The following is a 16,741-nucleotide window of genomic DNA, read 5'->3' as shown; positions in this document are numbered from 1 at the left end:
TAGTGAGACCGATCAGCGGTGATAGCCCGAGCCGTCCGACGGATGGCCGCCCAGCGAGGCCGTGACCACCGCGATGGGCATCCGCGAGACATACAGGTTGGCGCGCTCCTCGGCGGTCAGCCGGCAGCGCGCGCTGAACGCGCCGGCGATTCCACGCCACAGCGAAGCGCCGGGAACGCGATGTGCAGTAGTGAAAGCCATGATCTTCTCCTGTCGCGCAGGGACCGATCGGCTCGCGTGCTCGAATCGTCAAGCAACACAGGGTATGCCGGAGCCGGATCGGGTCGAAATAAGATTGGGATACGGACTATCGCTGGGACTTGTCTCGCTCATCTCGCCCTCACCTCCTCACGGCCGGGACACACGCGGGTGTCGTCACATGTCACCTGAACGGAAGAGGCACGAATGGACGGCGGCGAACCGACCGGCCGCACCCCTCTCGTCGGAGCTTCGGCACTGCACGGCGTATCCGGATCGGTCCGGAAGCCACTTGGGCTCAACCCTTGGGTCCGGGAAGAGCTGTCCTGACCCGGGGCGTCTCTCGACGTTCGGGGTCAGTGGCCTGTGTCCATGCAGACGCCTCACCTACCGAGGTGCTTGCCCCACCATCTTGCACCGCGGATCCGAACCGGTCAAACGAGCGTGTCGCCGGGAGCGCCTAGCCTCGGAAGCATGGCAAACACTCTGCAGGATCCCAAGGTTGCGGCGGCACTGGACCGAATGTACGGCGAAGCGAAGAGCCAGATATCGTTATTGCTCGAGCGGCGTGGCGATTTCGATCGCCCGATGAACGCGTGGGAGCGCGCCGAGGCGATGAGTGAGTTCTACATCCCGGTGACCCCCGATGCGGGCCGGCTGCTGTATTCGTTGGTGCGGGCGACCCGTCCGGCGACCGTCGTCGAGTTCGGGATGTCGTTCGGCATTTCCGCGATCCATCTGGCGGCGGGTGTCCGCGACAACGGCACCGGGCGGGTGGTGACCACCGAGCTCAGCGCCGCCAAGATCGCGGCCGCGAGGCAAACATTTGACGAGACCGGACTGGCGGACGTGATCACGATCCTGGAGGGCGACGCCCTCTCCACGCTGGCCGACCTGGACGGTTCGGTCGACTTCGTGCTCCTCGACGGCTGGAAAGACCTGTACCTGCCGGTAATCGAGTTGCTCGAACCGCAGCTCTCGGCGGGGGTGCTGATCGTCGCGGACAACACCAGTGCGGCCGACACCCAGCCCTACCTGGACCGAGTGCGCAACCCAGCGAACGGCTACGTCAGTTACAACTTTCTCGTCCGCGACAGCGACAGCATGGAAATTAGCTGCCGCACGGGCGATTAACGCAGGGACTCCTCGAGCCACGGCGTCAACCACTTCACGCCTTCGGGGGTGAGATGGACGCCGTCGCTGCGCACCTTGATCCCGTCCACCTTGGGTGTGTAAACCCCATCCGGGCAGAGCTTTTTGTTCAGGTCCAGGATTTGCACGCCGTTGTGGTGGCTGACGGTCTTGCGCAGCATGGTGTTCCACAGGTTGACCCGGTCGGGTTGGTCCTCCGGATACAGGCGGCCGTCCGGCTTCTCTCCATCCCGGCTGTACGGCACCGTGGCGACCACCACGCGGACTCCGGGGGCGCTGACGATGTTCAGGGCCCGCTCGAGTTCGCCGTTGAGGTAGGCGTCGAACGTCGGGTCACCGATGTGGGTCCACTGCCCCTCGTTGACCCGGTCGACGGTTTCCCACCGGCCGATGATCAGCAGCGCCACGTCCGGCTGGTCCCGGCTGACCTGGTTGGACCACCTGATGGGCCAGCCGTCGCATTCGGGTCGCTGCTCCAGGGTCTGGCCGATGTACCGATACGGCGTTCCGCGCACCAGGCTGCACCCGATCACGGTGTGGTCGAGGAACGCGAACCCGGGCGTGGGCGGCAGGTAATGCATCCACGTCCACCCGATCGAATCACCGAACACCGAAACGGTGAACGGGCGGTTGGGGTCTCGGGGTCCGACCGGCTGACTCCCTCCCGGCGGGGCCGGCGAGACCGCGGCGACGGCCGAGACGCCCGGCGGCAGGCCCGCCTCGCTGAGGCCCGGACCGGTCCCCACGGGGACGACCAGCAACGTGATCGCCGCGGCGCTGCTCACCGTGGCCGCCGCCAGCGGCAAGAGCGGCACGCGCGCCGGCCGCCAGCGCCGGATGGGCTGCTCGATCAGCCACCAGGATGCCGCGGCCGCCGCCACGGCCGCCGCGCACCGGGTCGCGAACAACGGCAGACCGGTCCAACCGGTGCGTTCGCCGTTGAGCGCCAGAAAGATCGGCCAATGCCACAGGTAGACGCCGTAGGAGATGCTGCCCAGCCACACCAGGGGCCGCCAGGCCAGCATGCGGGCGACGGCCCCCCGCTGTTCCAACGCCACGGGCGCCACTACCAGGACGGCCGCGACGGCGACACCCATCAGCAGCCCGTGGCGGAACTGCGCGGCGCCGCCCGTCGCGAAGTGCGTCGCCGCCGCCAGGCCGGCCACACCGAGCACCGGCAGCGCGCGGGCCACCCGCCGTCCCCACCGGGTCCCGATCAGGCACCAGCCCCGGTTCAGCGAAGGCCAATCCCTGACCAGCAGCGCCGCCGCGGCCGCCCCGACGAGCAGCGCCTGCGCCCGGGTGTCGGTGCCGAAGTAGACGCGGTCGCGCGTTGCGTCCGACGTGAGCAGGACCGCCACCGCCGCGGAGGCCAGTGCCCCCACCGTGGCGATGAGGAAAGTGGCGAACCGCACCCCGCCCACGGTCGCGCGGCTGCTGCGGCGACGCGCGCGGAAGGCGAGCAGCAGGGTTACCGCGACCAGCAGGACAGGCCAGACGATGTAGTACTGCTCCTCCACCCCGAGCGACCACGTGTGCTGCAAGGGCGATGGCGGGGCGCCCTGGGTGAAGTAGTCGGTCTTCTGGGCGACGAAGCGCCAGTTGGCCACCCACAGGAACGCCGCGATCGCGTCGTCGCGCAGGCCGGTGAGAGCCCGGTCCGGGAGGAGCTGACGGGTCGCGGCGACGGTGAGCACCATCAGCACCAGCGCCGGCAGCAGGCGGCGCGCCCGCCTGACCCAGAAGCCCTTCAGATCGATGCGGCCGGTGCGGCCCAGCTCGTCCAGCAGCAGCGACGTGATCAGGAATCCGCTGAGGACGAAGAAGACATCCACCCCGATGAACCCGCCGCTGACTCCGGCGATGCCGCCGTGCCCCACCAGCACCAGGGTGACCGCTATCGCACGCAGCCCGTCCAGCGCGGGGATGCCGCTGCGCCGTTCGGGCCGGTCCCAGATCGCCAGCCGACCGACCCGGCGCACCGGGGCGACCCACCGGGGCCGCCGAGCACAAGATGCCGGTGCGGGATGCGTCCCGCCCGGCTCAGCGCCCGTGGTTAATGCGCCCTGACCAACCTGTCGCCCGGCGCCATAGTTGATGCCGATACGTCGCTGCCCCTCCTCGTGATCGCCGCAAGCCTAATTGCGGCGCACCAGGATTCGGGGCAGACACGCGCGGGGCCCCGCCGGCTTCGCCGTCGACGGGGAGTTACGCCGAGCCGGCCGGCTCGGCGTCGGACGCCACGTGCACCGGACCCAGCCCCAGTTCTTCGAGGATCGCGGCGGTGTCGGCGCCCAGTTCGGGGGCCGGCCCGGCGACCCGGCCGGGCGTTCGGGAAAGCCACGTGGGGACTCCCGGGAAGCGCACCTTGCCGTGCGGGGTGTCCACCTTCTCGAAGAAGCCGACGGCGTTCAGGTGCTCGTCGTCGAACAGCGCCGCCGGACTCGACAGCGGCGACGCCGGTATCTCCAGTTCGCGGAACAGCCGGAGCCACTCATCCGTCGTTCGCTGGGCGAGCGTCTCGGCCAGCAGCGCGTACACCGTGTCGATCTGCCTGGCGCGGCGCTCGAGCGTCGCGTACGACTCGCCGGCCCAGGGCGGTCGGACGGCGTCGATGAAGGCGGACCATTGCTTGTCGTTGTAGATGAGCGCGGCGATGTAACCGTCGCTGGTGCGGTAGGGCCGCCGGTTGGGCGCCACCGCACGCGGGTACACCGCGGGGCCCAGCGGGGGATCGAACATGGCGCCGTTGGCGTGCTCGACCAGCATGAACGACGCCATCGTCTCGAACATGCCGACCTCCACCTCCTGGCCCTCGCCGGTGCGCTCCCGGTGGAAGAGCGCCATCACCGTGGCGTAGAGCGCGGTGAGGCCGGTGACCTTGTCGGCCAGGATGCTGCCGACATAGTTGGGCTCCCCGGTCAATTGCTCCTGGACGAACGGCAGCCCGGACGCCGCCTGGATCGTGTCGTCGTAGGCCGGCAGGTCGGCGTTTGGCCCGCGCCGGCTGTAGCCGTAGCAGTTCGTGTACACGATGTTCGGGTTGATCGCGGCCACGTCGGCGTAGCCGAACCCCAGCCGGGCGACCGCCTTCGCGCGCATCGAGTGGATGAAGACGTCCGCCCGTTCGATGAGCGCGCGCAGCACGGCCTTTCCCGCGTCGGAGCGCAGGTCCACGGTGATCGCCCGCTTGCCGCGGTTGACGTTGACGAAGACGCCGCCCATGCCCCGCACGGGCCCGACCGAAACGTAGCGGGTGTCGTCGCCCTGCGGCGGCTCGACCTTGATCACATCGGCGCCCATGTCCGCCATGATCTGGGTGCAGTACGGCCCCATCACCATGGCGGTGAGGTCGACAACACGCACCCCCGCCAGCGGGCCCCGGGGCGCGGCCTCGGTCCGGTCAGACATGGCGCGCCTCCCGTCCGTCGGCCGTTTCGAAGCTGTAGCGTACGTGCTCCCTCGATCTGCCCCGCCATGTCCTTGATTGGCTTCCGTCACTCGCTGACGATGCGGCGAGTTCGTGGCTAAGCTGCCGCAATGCGCAGGCTGATCGGCGGGCGGGAGGTTCGCTGGGACGACCATCGGGCCGCCGACGCCTACGCGCGCGGCTGGTGGGCGCGCGAGACGCTGGCCGACTCGCTGCGCGAGGCCGCGCGACTCACCCCCGACCGCGTGGCCCTGGTGGACGGCGACCGGCAGGTGGACTGCCGAACCCTGTGCCGGCAGGCGACGGCGCTCGCATCGTGTTCGTGCCATCGCGGTTCGCCGATCACGACTACGGCGCGATCCTGCACCGAGTGACCGGGCAGCTCGAGTCCCCGCCGGAGGTCGTGGTGGTGCGGGGCGACGGCTGCGGGGGCCGCACCGCGCTGGCGACGCTGCTCACAGAGCCGGCGACCGCCGCCGCACTGCCGCCCTCGATCCCGATGCCGTGCGCATGGTCCTCTACACGTCGGGGACCACGGGACGGCCCAAAGGTGTTCTGCACAGCCATAATCCGATTCACGCCCTGATCTGCCAGCTCCGGAACCACTGGCTCGTCGAGCCGGGCGACGCGTTTCTGGTCGCGTCGCCGATCGCGCACATCGGCGGCTCCATCTACGCGTTCGAATGCCCCCTGCTGCTGGGCACCACCGCCGTGCTGATGGACCGGTGGAACGGCGACGAGGCGGTGCACCTCATGCGGTCCCGACGATGCACCCACATGGCCGGCGCGACCCCGTTCCTCGAGCAGCTGCTGACCGCCGCCGAGCGCGCCGGGACGCGATTGCCCGACCTGAAGTTCTTCGTCTGCGGCGGTGCGTCGGTGTCCGAGTCCCTGATCTGCAGGGCCGCATCCTATTTCGAGTCGGCGGTCGCCACCCGCGTCTACGGCTCTACCGAGGTCCCCATCACCACGGTCGGATCGCCGGGGCGCGCCGACCACGCCGCCGACACCGACGGACGCGTCGGGCTGGCCGAAGTGAAGCTGGTGGCCGGCGAGGTCCGCGCCCGGGGACCGCAGATGCTCATCGGTTACCAGCGACCCTCCGACGAAAGCGAATCCTTCGATGCGCAAGGGTACTTCCGCACGGGGGACCTGGGGCGCTGGGTCGACGACGAGTACCTCGTGGTCACCGGCCGCGCCAAGGACATCATCATCCGCAACGGGGAGAACATCTCACCCAAGGAGGTGGAGGACGTACTCGGCGGTCACCCGGACATCGTCGAGGTCGCGGTCGTCGGTCTGCCCGACGACCGCACGGGCGAGCGCGCCTGCGCCGTGGTGGTGTCGAGGGCGCTGCCCGGACCGGACGTGTCGAGCCTGCGCAGCTTTCTGACCGGGTCCGGCGTCGCCCGGTTCAAAGCGCCGGAGCAGGTGGTGATCTGGGACGTGCTGCCCAAGAATGACGCGGGAAAAGTCTTGAAGCACCAGATCAAGGCGGCGCTGATCGAGGCGTACTGGTGACATGCAGGTAGCGATCGTGACCGGGGCCAGCGGCGGGATCGGTTCCGGCTGCGTGACCAAGCTCGCCGGGATGGGCATGGCGGTGCTGGCGACGGGGCGCAACGAGGCCAGGCTGGCGGAATTGGGCCGCCGCATCGGGGATTCCGATCGGGCGGCCACGCTCGCGGTCGACCTCACCGATGACGAATCGCCCGGGCGCACCGTGTATCTCGAGACCGACGACGAATCCCTGGACTATTTCCTGGGTCTGATGCTGCGGGCGGCCGCGTTCCTGTGCTCGCCCGGCGGGGCGTTCATCAACGGCCAGACGATCGTCGTCGACGGCGGCTGGAGCGCGACAAAGTATCTCTCGGAACGGGCGCTGTCGTCGGAGTGGAAGCCCCGCTAACCGAATCGGCCTCGAAGTGGCGACGAATGCCCGCCAGCATCGCGACGTGCGCCTTGACCGCTTCACGTGCCGTCACCGCGAACAGGGGCCGCGGCGCCGAGATCCGGATGCGCTCGGTGACACGGGTGCCGCCGGCGATCGGCTCGAAACTGACCGTTCCGCGCAGGCGCACGCCCGGGGACTGGTCGGCCTCGGTGCGCACGTCGCCGCGCTCGGGCACGTGCAGCCGAGCCCGGTAGTTGACCCGCATCGTTAACGGGCCCAACGGGATTCGGTCCGTTACCCGATAACCCTGGGAGTAGCCGTCCGCGGTGTCGTCGCGATCCAGCGCCTCGACGGAGACGATCAACGGATGGACCAGACCGATGTTGTCCAGGTCCACGTAGAAGTCGCGCACCCGGTCGGGTGGGGCGGGCACCTCCTCGCCCAGCGTGCGCTCGCCGCGGGCGACCCACCAGCTCACGGGGAAAACTCCGCGACCAGTTGCCCCGTGCGCCACCAGATCAGCACGGCGAACACCGCCAGGGTGGCGATCGTCGCCACCGCCTGCACCGCGCTCCGGCGTTCCTTCGGCGGGTAGACGTAGGCCGCGCCGACCAGGCTGCCGGTCACCAGCCCACCCACGTGGCCCTGCCAGCTGATCTGCTGCGAGCTGATCGCCGGGGCGACGAAGGTGAAGACCAGGTTGATCACGATGACCACCACCACCCAGCGGACGTCGAGGGTCAGCCGCTTCCCCACCACGAACGTGGCGCCGAAGAGGCCGAAGATCGCGCCGGAGGCGCCGGCCGTCGCCGTGTCGAGCGGCGACAGCAGGTAGACCAGCACCGAGCCGCCCAGCCCGCTCAACGCGTACAGCGCGCCGAATCGCAGGCGCCCGAGCCACATCTCGAGCGGCGGCCCCACCACGTACAGGGCCCACATGTTGAACAGCAGGTGGGTCGCCCCGTAATGCAGGAACGCCGACGTCACCAGCCGGTAGTACTGGCCGTCGGCGACGCCGGGCGGCCACAGCGTGAGGTCCCTTTCCAGGTTGCCCGACGCCATCTGGACGACGAACGCCAGCACGTTGACCGCGATGAGCGCGTAGGTCAGTACCGGCGTGGCCGCCCGCTGGCGCCCGCCGAAGTGGGTCCGCGGCTGGCGCACGGTCCGGGCGCCGGCCTGAACGCACTCCACACACTGGTGGCCCACGGCGGCGTCGCGCATGCAGTCCGTGCAGATGTACCGTCCGCACCGGTTGCAGCGGACGTAGGTCGGGCGCCCCGGATGCCGGTAGCAGGTGGGCGTCTCGGCCGGCGACTGCGGTGCGCTGGCTTGGCTCATCGGCTCATTGTTGCGGAACGACGCCGGTTTGATCCGGCGAATCAGCGTGTTTTTCAAGCAGGCCGGCCCGCCCGGAACGTATTCCGCGCCTCGATGAATTGACCTACTGTGACAGGGGTGGAGTCACACGGAAGCCCCGAATTGGTGCCCGTCGAGAAACTGCATTCGGGTGATCCGATCACCGACGTCAACGGCGGCGGCCAGCGCTACATCGTCCTCGAGACGAAGACCGTCGGCGACGGGTGCGTGGTCCTCGAACTCGAGTCCAGGGTGGACCATCGGTTGCAGGTCATCGAGAAGTCGTTCCCGGTCGGCTATCGGGTCGGCAGGGCGGATCACCATACCCTGTAACTCGGGGCTCGCTCGTCAGGGTGAGGGCGGCGGCTCGGTGTAGGTGTCGTGCCATTCCCACCACTGGTAAGGCGCCGTCTGCGGGTAACCCTCCGGCGAATCCTCCCAATTCTCCTGCCGCCCAAGGGCGGTGATGTCCAGGAAGCTCCAGGTGGTGCCCAGCGCCTCGTCGCCGCGGTTGTTGACGAAGTAGGTGCGGAACACCCGATCAGCGTCCCGGATGAAGGCGTTGGTGCCGTGCCACTCGTCCACGCCGAAGTCGGCATCGAACCCGTCGGTGATGGTGTACCAGGGCATCCGCCAACCCATCCGCGCCTTGAGGCGGCGAATGTCGCGCTGCGGGGCGCGCGAGGCGAAGACCAGGGTGGTGTCGCGGGCGTTCAGGTGGGCCAGGTGGCCGACGTGATCGGCCATCATTGAGCAGCCGCGGCAGCCGTGCTCGGGCCAGCCGTGCACGCCCGGTTCGAAGAAGGCGCGGTAGACGACGAGTTGCCGTCGGCCCTCGAACAGGTCTCGCAGACCGGCCGGGCCGTCCGGCCCGTCGAACTCGTAGTCGCCGGACACCTCGAGCCACGGCATCCGCCGGCGCTCGGCCGCCAGCGCGTCGCGGGCCCTGGTCAGTTCCTTCTCCTTGACGAGCAGGCGCTCGCGCGCGGCGTCCCAGTCACGGGCGGACACGATCGGGGGTGTCTTCATTGGGTGTCTCTCTGATCAGGCGAGCGGGGACAGGCCGGCGGCGGTCAGCAGGTAGGCGTCCGATTCGCCGGGGCCGCCCCCAGCGATCTCGAGCACCGACCGGGCGGCCTGCTCGGCGCTGAGCGCCGGCCCGGACGACCGCACGAAGGTGCCGACGTCGACTCCCTGGCGTTCGGCGTAGGCGGCGACGGCCTTGGCCCCGAGGTCGGTGGCCGGCGTCAGCCGCGGCAGGACTGACACGAAGCGAATGCCGAGCCCGGCCCGCTGCGATTCGATGGCGGCATAGCCGGTGATGAACCGGACCGCCGCCTTGGCGCCGGCGTAGCCGCCGCTGAGCGGCGAACCGTTGAGCGCGGCGCCGCTGGACAGCACGATCACCGTGCTGCCCGGGGCCAGTGGGCGCCGCAGCGCGGACCGGACCCAGTGAAATGCCTGCGCGACGTCCACGTTCCAGTTCTCGCTGAAGCTCTCCCACGTCTGCTCCTGCAGTGGGCTCATCCGCGGCGCCGCCCCGGCGCACAGCACCAGCGTGCGCGGCCGGTGTTCGGCGATGAGCCGGTCGGCCGACGTGGAATCGGCGGCGTCGGCGACGACGGCGGTGAAGCCCGCGCCGATCTCGTCGCGCACGGTCTCCAGGCGCGAGCGGGTGCGGGCGACCCCGACCACCCGGACGCCGGCCCCCGACAAGGCCGTGGCGACGGCGCGGCCGAATCCGCGGCTCGCCCCGGTCACGATCGCGGTGGTGTCGACGAGCCCGTCGGCGCGGGTCTGCACTGCCTGGTTCATGGTTCTTCTCGCTTCCTGACGTCGCGCGCCGGCGGCGGCCGGCTTCGGTTATTGAGATCCGGGGCGCCCGCCGAATTCATCGCTCGCCGACCGATGAATTCCAGGCCCCGGGCGTCTCTGTACGGATAGCGTCCGAGCGATAGGAGAGGACCGTGCCGGCTCAGGAGGACTTCATCGGGCAGGCGGCGCCGTTTCGCGCCGAGCTGATCGCGCACTGCTACCGCATGCTCGGCTCCGTGCACGACGCCGAGGATCTGGTGCAGGAGACGTACCTGCGCGGGTGGCGCGCGTACCCGGCGTTCGAGGAGAGGGCGGCGCTGCGCACCTGGCTGTATCGAATCGCGACCACCGCCTGCCTGCGCGCGCTTCAGAGCCGCGCCCGGCGCGTGCTGCCGGCCGGCCTGGGCGAGGGCTCGGTCGACCCGAACGCCGACCTCGACGAGCACGCCGGAAGCTACCAGTGGCTGGGGCCGATCCCGGACACCCTGACACCGGAACACGCGGTAACCGCGAGGCACAGCGTGCGGCTGGCGGTGATGACCGCCCTCCAGGAGCTGCCGGCGCGTCAGCGGGCCGTCCTGATCCTGCGCGATGTGGTGCAGTTCAGCGCGGCCGAGGTCGCCGAGCTCCTCGAAACCACACCGGCCGCGGTCAACAGCTCCTTGCAGCGCGCGCGGGCCCGCCTCGCCGACGTGTCACCAAGCGAGGACGGCCTCGCCGAGCCCGACGACGCCGCACGGCGCGAGCTGCTCGACCGGTACTGCGCGGCATTCGAGAACGCGGACATGGCGGCCCTGACCGAGCTGCTGCAGTCCGACGTCAAACTCGAAATGCCGCCCGTGGCGGTGTGGTTCGCCGGGCGGGACGCGGTGGTGCGCTTCCTTGCCGCGCGGGCCCTCGCGAAACCGGGCGACCTCGCCATGCTGCCGACGGCGGCCAACGGGCAACCCGCCGTCGCCGAGTACCGGCGCGACGCCGGGGGCGTGCTGCGCGCGCATTCGATCCACGTCCTGACCAGCGGCACGACCGGCATCGCGACGCTCACCGTGTTCCTCGACCCCGGCCTGTTCAGAGCGTTTGGCTTACCCCCAAGCCGGTAAACTCTCCGGGAGGGCGGCGACGGCGGCCTGTGGCCGGTGGTGGCGGATTGCGCAACGGCCGCGGTGTCGTCACACGGTCAGGTTGCTTGTTCCTGTGGACAGTTCTCCAACGCGCCAGGATTATGGGCCGCGGTAGGCGTATTCGAAGGGTGACGGAGTGAGAATTCCGGGCGTGACCGGCGTCGTCGCGGGCGTGACCGGCGGGGCTGCGCTGCTGGTGCGGGCCGGCGTGTCGACCGCCGCAGGGGCCGCGGGCGCGCTGCAGGAGTTGGCCAGCCCGGTGGTGGAACTCGCCGGCCCGGTGGTGCAGTCGGTGGCTCAGACGACCGGCCGGGCGATCGGCGTGGGCGACACCGGTGGCGCGCCCGGTGGCGTCACCCCGCCCGTACGGTGGCAGAGCGGGCGCCGGGTGCACCTCGACCTCGATCCCCTGCTGCCGTTCCCCGACTGGCACGAGCATGCACCCGCGGTAGAGGAGCCGGTCCGACGCATTCCGGGGGTGGCCGCGGCCCACGTCGAGGGCGCGCTCGGCCGCCTCGTCATCGAACTCGAAAGCGACACCGGCAACATCGCCGTCGTCGACGAGGTGCGGGAGACCGTGTGCCAGGTCGCCGCGGACCTCGCGCTGGTGGCCCCGCGGTCCGCGGCCCGGACCGCACCGTTCGCCGATCCCGGCAATCCCCTGGCGATCCTCGTGCCGGCCAGCGCGGCGGCCATGGACGTCATGGCAATCGGGGCGTCGGTGACCGGCTGGGTGGGCCGGCTGCCGGTCGCGCCGCGCAGCGCGCGCGCCGCGGCCGCGTTGCTCAACCATCAGCCGCGGATCGTCGCGGTACTCGAGTCGCGGCTGGGGCGGGTCGGCACCGACATCGCGCTGAGCGCCTCGTCCGCCGTGGCCAACGGGCTCACGCAGGCGATCGGGACGCCCCTGATCGACCTCGCCCAGCGCAGCCTGCAGGTCTCAGAGGCGGCGGCTCACCGACAACGATGGCGCGAGCGGGAGCCGGAACTGGCCTCGCCGCAGCGGCCGCAGGCCCCGGTGGTGCCGGTGATCTCCTCCGCCGGTCCCAAATCGCAGGCGCCGCGGCATAACTCGGCGGCCGCGTCCGCGGGCGACGCGTCGCATGTGGTGGTCGGCGGCGCGATCGACGCCGCCATCGACACGGCGAAGGGCTCGATGGCGGGCCCCATCGAGGAGTACGCCGACCAGGCCGCCAACGCGTCGCTGGTTGCCGCGGCGGGCGCGCTGCTGGCGGGCGGCGGCACCGAGGACGCGGCCGGAGCCCTGCTGGCCGGGGTCCCGCGCGCGGCGCACGTGGGCCGGCAAACCTTCGCCGCCGTGCTGGGCCGCGGGCTCGCCAACGCCGGGCAACTGATCCTCGACCCGGGCGCCCTGCGCCGGCTGGACCGGGTGAAGGTGATCGTCATCGACGGGGCGGCGCTGCGCGGCGACAACCGGGCCGTCCTGAAAGCGCGGGGGGACGTACCCGGCTGGGACGAGGACCGGGTCTACGAGGTTGCCGACGCCCTGTTGCACGGGGAGGAGGCCCCGGAGCCCGACCCCGACGAGCTGCCGGCCACCGGGGCGCGCCTGCGCTGGATTCGCGCCCAGGGCCCCTCGGCGTCGCCCGCCCAGGGGCTCGAACACGCCGACCTCGTCGTCGACGGCGAACGGGTCGGCGGCGTCGACGTGGGCTGGGAGGTCGACCCGTTCGCGATCCCGTTGCTGCAGACCGCGCACCGCACCGGCGCCAGGGTGGTGCTGCGCCACGTCGCCGGCACCGAGGACCTGACCGCCAGCGTCGGCGTGAGCCACCCGGCGGGCACGCCGCTGCTGACGTTGGTCCGCGACCTGCGGACCGATCGCGGGCCCGTGCTGTTGATCACCGCGGTGCACCGGGACTTCGCGTCGACCGACACGCTGGCGGCGCTGGCGATCGCCGACGTGGGGGTCGCGCTGGACGACCCGCAGGCCGCGACGCCGTGGGCCGCGGACATCATCACCGGCACCGACCTGGCCGCGGCGGTGCGCATCCTCTCGGCGCTTCCGGTGGCCCGGGAGGCCACCGAATCGGCCGTGCGCCTCGCCAAGGGCGGCAGCACCCTGGCCGGGCTGCTGCTGGTCACCGGCGATCCGCGCACCGCCAACCCGTTCGCCGTGCAGCGCTGGCTCAACCCCGTCAACGCGGCCGCCGCCGCGGCGTTGATGCAGGGCAGTTTCGCGGCCACCCGGGTCCTCCGGCTGTCGGATCCCACCCCCCAGCCGTTGACCGCCTGGCACGCCCTCGACCCGGAGATCGTCTACTCCCGGCTGGCCAGCCGCACCCGACCCCTGGCCGTCGAGCCAGGCACCGCGCCGTGGCGCCAGCTTCTCGACGACGTGTCGTACAGCCCGCTCGTCGCGCCGTTGCGGGGCCCGGCGAGCCGCGTCGCGCGGCTGCTGGCCGCGACCCGGGCCGAGCTCGCCGACCCGCTCACGCCCATCCTGGCCGTCGGCGCGGCGGCGTCGGCGATCACCGGCAGCACGGTGGACGCGCTGCTGGTCGGGGGCGTCATGACGGCGAACGCGCTTGCCGGCGGGGCTCAGCGGCTGCGGGCCGAGGCCGCGATCGCCGAGCTGTTCGCCGAGCAGGACCAGCACGCTCGCCGGGTCGTGCTCCCCACGGTCGCGACGGCGCGCCGCCGGCTCGAAGCCGCGCGCACCACCGAACGCACGGTGACCGTGAGTGCGAAATCGCTGCGCCCGGGTGACATCATCGACCTGGCCGCACCGGAGGTGGTTCCAGCGGACGCCCGCCTGCTGGTGGCCGAGGACCTGGAGGTCGACGAATCCCTGCTGACCGGCGAGTCCCTGCCCGTGGACAAGCAGGTGGACCCGGTGGCCGTCGGCGATTCCGACCGCGCCAGCATGCTGTTCGAGGGCAGCACCATCATCGCCGGGCACGCCCGCGCCATCGTGGTGGCGACCGGCGCCGGCACCGCCGCCCGACGGGCCATGTCGGCGATCGCCGACGTCGAGTCGGCGGCGGGCGTCCAGGCCCGACTGCGGGAGCTGACCGGCAAGGTGCTGCCGCTCACGCTCGCCGGCGGTGCGACGGTGACCGGCCTGGCCCTGGTGCACCGGGCGTCGCTGCGGCAGGCGGTCTCCGACGGCGTCGCCATCGCGGTGGCCGCCGTCCCCGAGGGCCTGCCGCTGGTGGCCACCCTCGCCCAATTGGCGGCCGCCCAGCGCCTGTCGCGCCGGGGGGCGCTCGTCCGCACGCCGCGCGCCGTCGAGGCCCTCGGCCGGGTCGAGACCGTGTGCTTCGACAAGACCGGCACGCTCACCGAGAACCGATTGCGGGTGGTGTGCTGCGTGCCGCACGGGACCGGCCCCAAGGAGTCGTTCCCGGACCTGAGCGATCCGCGCGCCGCCGCGGTGCTGATCGCCGCCGCCCGCAGCAGCACCCAGCCGCACAACGGCGGAGGGCACGCCCACGCCACCGACGAGGCGATTCTTACCGGAGCCAACACCCTTGACGGCCAGGGCCTTTCGGACTGGACGGTGCTCGCCGAGGTGCCGTTCGAGTCCAGCCGGGGCTACTCCGCCGCGATCGGCGTCGTCGCCGGCGACGGCGGCCCGATGCTGGTGGTGAAGGGCGCCCCGGAGGAGATCCTGCCGCGCTGCCGGTTCGCCGACGAGGACGCCGATCCCCAAGCGGGCGAGTCAATGGTGCTACGCCTCGCCGAGCGCGGCCTGCGCGTGCTGGCGGTGGCGCAACGCCACTGGGACGGCCCGACCGGCGAGGACGACACCGACGCCGACGCCGTCGACGCGGCCGCGCACGAGCTCGAGCTGATCGGCTACGTCGGCCTGGCGGACACCGCGCGCCCATCGGCGCGGCCCCTGATCGAGACGCTCGTGGAGGCCGATCGTCGGGTGGTGCTGATCACCGGCGATCACCCGGTCACGGCGCGCGCCATCGCCAGCCAGCTCGGCCTGCCGTCGAACGCGCGGGAGATCAGCGGCGCCGAACTCGCCGCCCTCGGCGAGGAAGACCGCGCCCGGGTCGCCGCCGAGGTCCAGGTGTTCGCCCGCGTAAGCCCGGAGCAAAAGGTGCAGATCGTCGCGGCGCTGCAGGCCAGTGGGCAAGCGGTCGCGATGGTCGGCGACGGGGCCAACGACGCCGCCGCGATCCGGATGGCCGACGTCGGCATCGGCGTGAGCGGCCGCGGCTCGTCGGCCGCGCGGGGCGCCGCCGACATCGTCCTGACCGACAACGACCTGGGCGTCCTGCTGGACGCGCTGGTCGAGGGCCGCGGGATGTGGGGCGGCGTGCGGGACGCGGTGAGCATCCTGGTCGGCGGCAACGTCGGCGAGGTGCTCTTCACCATCATCGGCACGGCGCTGGGCACCGGGCGGGCGCCGGTCGGCACCCGCCAACTGCTGCTGGTGAACCTGCTCACCGACATGTTCCCCGCCCTCGCGGTCGCCGTCACACCGCAATACGCGCGGCCGGAGGAAACCGAGGACGCGGTCGACCGCAACGCCGACGAGCTGCAGCGCGCCTTCCAGCTCGCGACGCTGTCGGGGCCGCCGCCGTCGCTCGACGCCCCGCTGATGCGCCAAATCGTCACCCGGGGCGCCGTCACGGCCGCCGGGGCGACGGCCGCCTGGGCCATCGGGCGCTGGACACCCGGCACCGAACGCCGCACGTCGACCATGGGTTTGACCGCGCTGGTGACGACCCAGCTGGCGCAGACCCTGCTCACCCGCCGGCACAGCCCGCTGGTCCTGGGCACCGCGCTGGGCAGCGCGGGCGTCCTGGTCGCCATCGTCCAGACTCCCGGCGTCAGCCATTTCTTCGGCTGCACCCCGCTGGGGCCGGTCGCGTGGACCGGGGTGATCGGCGCGACCGCCGGCGCCACCGCGATCTCCGTGCTCGCCCCCAACTGGCTGAACAGGCGCGTGGCCGCCCTCGAACCCAAGCAGGACTGAGCCGCGCGGGCGGGCTGGCCGGACAGCTCCCGGCGCACCACCTTGCCCGCGTGATTGCGCGGAATGCCGCCGACGATGTTGACGTCTCGCGGCTGCTCGAAGCGAGAGCGCCTGTCCTTCAGGTACTCCCGGATCGCCTGCGCGTCGACGCCGCCGCGCCGCGGCACCACGAACGCCGCCAGGCGGTGACTGAACCGGTCGTCGGGGACGCCGATAACGGCGCTGTCGGGGTGTTCGGCGAGCGCATTCTCCACCGCTCGCGGGTAGACGTTCTCCCCGCCGGAAATGATCATGTCGTCTTCCCGCCCGACGATGAACAGCCGCCCCGCGTTGTCGAGGTAGCCCATGTCACCGGTGCTGGTCATGCCGTCGATGGCCGCCTTGGGCTGCTCCGCGCCGCAGCGATCGCGTCGGCGGCCCGGTGACCAGCACGGTCTTGCCCGACATGGGGCTCGCAACCGGTCCGGATCCGAGGCCCGGCCCGCGCTCCGGCCCCACAGACAAACCCTTCGTGAATTGCCAGAAATTTCGCGTTTAGGCCCAGGGGTGGCTGGGCACTAATGCGGCATGATCGCACGTCACACCCTCCGTTCACTGTTTCCCGCCGCTGCCGCGGCGGCGGGCCTCGCCGGCTCCGTCGTCGCGCCGGTCGCCCCCTCCGCCGCGGCCCAGCCCTGCCCCGATGTACAGGTGGTGTTCGCCCGCGGCACCGGCGAGGCCCCGGGCGTCGGCCCGACCGGGCAGGCCTTCGTCGACGGCCTGCACTCGCGCATCGGCGCGCAGTCGTTCGACGTCTACCCGGTCAACTACCCCGC

General features: G+C 71.5%; 12 protein-coding genes, 3 pseudogenes and 1 riboswitch. Of the genes and pseudogenes, 7 read left to right on the top strand and 8 right to left on the bottom strand.

Features of this window, described 5'->3' with window-relative positions:
• Positions 1–12: 12 nt before the first annotated feature.
• Positions 13–201 carry a hypothetical protein gene (locus SKC42_RS21380; RefSeq protein ID WP_330966340.1) on the bottom strand — a complete coding sequence of 63 codons (189 nt, stop codon included), beginning with the start codon at positions 199–201 and terminating at the stop codon, positions 13–15.
• Positions 202–427: 226 nt separating this feature from the next.
• Positions 428–600: riboswitch (M-box (ykoK) riboswitch) on the bottom strand.
• A gap of 72 nt (positions 601–672) precedes the next feature.
• Here SKC42_RS21380 and SKC42_RS21375 point away from each other — a divergent pair.
• Positions 673–1,332, top strand: a complete 660-nt coding sequence (locus SKC42_RS21375; RefSeq protein ID WP_330966267.1) for an O-methyltransferase — start codon at positions 673–675, stop codon at positions 1,330–1,332.
• Here SKC42_RS21375 and SKC42_RS21370 read toward each other — a convergent pair.
• Together SKC42_RS21370 and SKC42_RS21365 are read right to left on the bottom strand one after the other, a co-directional pair.
• Positions 1,329–3,332: an acyltransferase family protein gene (locus tag SKC42_RS21370; RefSeq protein ID WP_330966266.1), complete on the bottom strand. Its 2,004-nt coding sequence runs from the start codon at positions 3,330–3,332 to the stop codon at positions 1,329–1,331. The genes SKC42_RS21375 and SKC42_RS21370 overlap by 4 nt on opposite strands.
• A gap of 226 nt (positions 3,333–3,558) precedes the next feature.
• Positions 3,559–4,761, bottom strand: coding sequence for a CaiB/BaiF CoA transferase family protein (locus SKC42_RS21365; protein WP_330966265.1), 1,203 nt, complete (start codon positions 4,759–4,761; stop codon positions 3,559–3,561).
• A gap of 129 nt (positions 4,762–4,890) precedes the next feature.
• Here SKC42_RS21365 and SKC42_RS21360 point away from each other — a divergent pair.
• Both SKC42_RS21360 and SKC42_RS21355 read left to right on the top strand, forming a co-directional pair.
• Positions 4,891–6,301 (top strand): annotated as a pseudogene (locus SKC42_RS21360) (AMP-binding protein).
• Between the two features lies 1 nt (position 6,302).
• On the top strand, positions 6,303–6,689 hold the full coding sequence (locus SKC42_RS21355) for an SDR family NAD(P)-dependent oxidoreductase (RefSeq protein ID WP_330966264.1): 387 nt from the start codon (positions 6,303–6,305) through the stop codon (positions 6,687–6,689).
• A 10-nt stretch (positions 6,690–6,699) separates the two neighbouring features.
• On the opposite strand, the pseudogene SKC42_RS21350 reads toward SKC42_RS21355, so the two are convergent.
• Together SKC42_RS21350 and SKC42_RS21345 are read right to left on the bottom strand one after the other, a co-directional pair.
• Positions 6,700–7,152 (bottom strand): annotated as a pseudogene (locus SKC42_RS21350) (SRPBCC family protein); the annotation flags it as partial.
• A complete protein-coding gene (locus SKC42_RS21345; RefSeq protein ID WP_330966263.1) occupies positions 7,149–8,015 on the bottom strand; it encodes a rhomboid family intramembrane serine protease in 867 nt (288 codons plus the stop codon). The gene SKC42_RS21345 and the pseudogene SKC42_RS21350, both read right to left, overlap by 4 nt.
• A 117-nt stretch (positions 8,016–8,132) precedes the next feature.
• Between SKC42_RS21345 and SKC42_RS21340 the strand changes: the two genes are divergently transcribed.
• Entirely contained in the window at positions 8,133–8,366 is a 234-nt protein-coding gene (locus SKC42_RS21340; protein ID WP_330966262.1) for a hypothetical protein, read from the top strand.
• Between the two features lie 15 nt (positions 8,367–8,381).
• On the opposite strand, the gene SKC42_RS21335 is transcribed toward SKC42_RS21340, so the two are convergent.
• A complete protein-coding gene (locus SKC42_RS21335) occupies positions 8,382–9,062 on the bottom strand; it encodes a DUF899 domain-containing protein (RefSeq protein WP_330966261.1) in 681 nt (226 codons plus the stop codon).
• Between the two features lie 15 nt (positions 9,063–9,077).
• Complete coding sequence (locus SKC42_RS21330; protein WP_330966260.1) at positions 9,078–9,848, bottom strand: SDR family oxidoreductase; 771 nt, start codon at positions 9,846–9,848, stop codon at positions 9,078–9,080.
• 152 nt (positions 9,849–10,000) lie between these two features.
• Here SKC42_RS21330 and SKC42_RS21325 point away from each other — a divergent pair, with 152 nt between their 5' ends.
• Together SKC42_RS21325 and SKC42_RS21320 are read left to right on the top strand one after the other, a co-directional pair.
• Positions 10,001–10,948, top strand: a complete 948-nt coding sequence (locus tag SKC42_RS21325; protein ID WP_330966259.1) for a sigma-70 family RNA polymerase sigma factor — start codon at positions 10,001–10,003, stop codon at positions 10,946–10,948.
• A 157-nt stretch (positions 10,949–11,105) separates the two neighbouring features.
• Positions 11,106–15,926, top strand: coding sequence for a cation-translocating P-type ATPase (locus tag SKC42_RS21320; protein ID WP_330966258.1), 4,821 nt, complete (start codon positions 11,106–11,108; stop codon positions 15,924–15,926).
• Between the two features lie 17 nt (positions 15,927–15,943).
• Here SKC42_RS21320 and SKC42_RS21315 read toward each other — a convergent pair.
• A pseudogene (locus SKC42_RS21315) lies at positions 15,944–16,309 on the bottom strand (AMP-binding enzyme); the annotation flags it as partial.
• 184 nt (positions 16,310–16,493) lie between these two features.
• On the opposite strand from SKC42_RS21315, the gene SKC42_RS21310 reads away from it, so the two are divergent.
• The coding region (locus tag SKC42_RS21310) for a cutinase family protein (protein WP_330966257.1) at positions 16,494–16,741 on the top strand (248 nt) is incomplete at its 3' end.

It is taken from the genome of Mycobacterium sp. 050134, assembly GCF_036409085.1.
GTDB lineage: Bacteria > Actinomycetota > Actinomycetes > Mycobacteriales > Mycobacteriaceae > Mycobacterium.
The sequence above is the reverse complement of the archived record's forward strand: the minus strand, read 5'-3'. Positions and strand labels throughout refer to the sequence as shown.

Excerpts from the sequence above, each read along its gene's own strand:
- SKC42_RS21380 (WP_330966340.1), bottom strand. The coding sequence starts at position 201 with ATGGCTTTCACTACTGCACATCGCGTTCCCGGCGCTTCGCTGTGGCGT.
- SKC42_RS21375 (WP_330966267.1), top strand. The coding sequence starts at position 673 with ATGGCAAACACTCTGCAGGATCCCAAGGTTGCGGCGGCACTGGACCGA.
- SKC42_RS21365 (WP_330966265.1), bottom strand. The coding sequence starts at position 4,761 with ATGTCTGACCGGACCGAGGCCGCGCCCCGGGGCCCGCTGGCGGGGGTG.
- SKC42_RS21355 (WP_330966264.1), top strand. The coding sequence starts at position 6,303 with ATGCAGGTAGCGATCGTGACCGGGGCCAGCGGCGGGATCGGTTCCGGC.
- SKC42_RS21345 (WP_330966263.1), bottom strand. The coding sequence starts at position 8,015 with ATGAGCCAAGCCAGCGCACCGCAGTCGCCGGCCGAGACGCCCACCTGC.
- SKC42_RS21335 (WP_330966261.1), bottom strand. The coding sequence starts at position 9,062 with ATGAAGACACCCCCGATCGTGTCCGCCCGTGACTGGGACGCCGCGCGC.
- SKC42_RS21330 (WP_330966260.1), bottom strand. The coding sequence starts at position 9,848 with ATGAACCAGGCAGTGCAGACCCGCGCCGACGGGCTCGTCGACACCACC.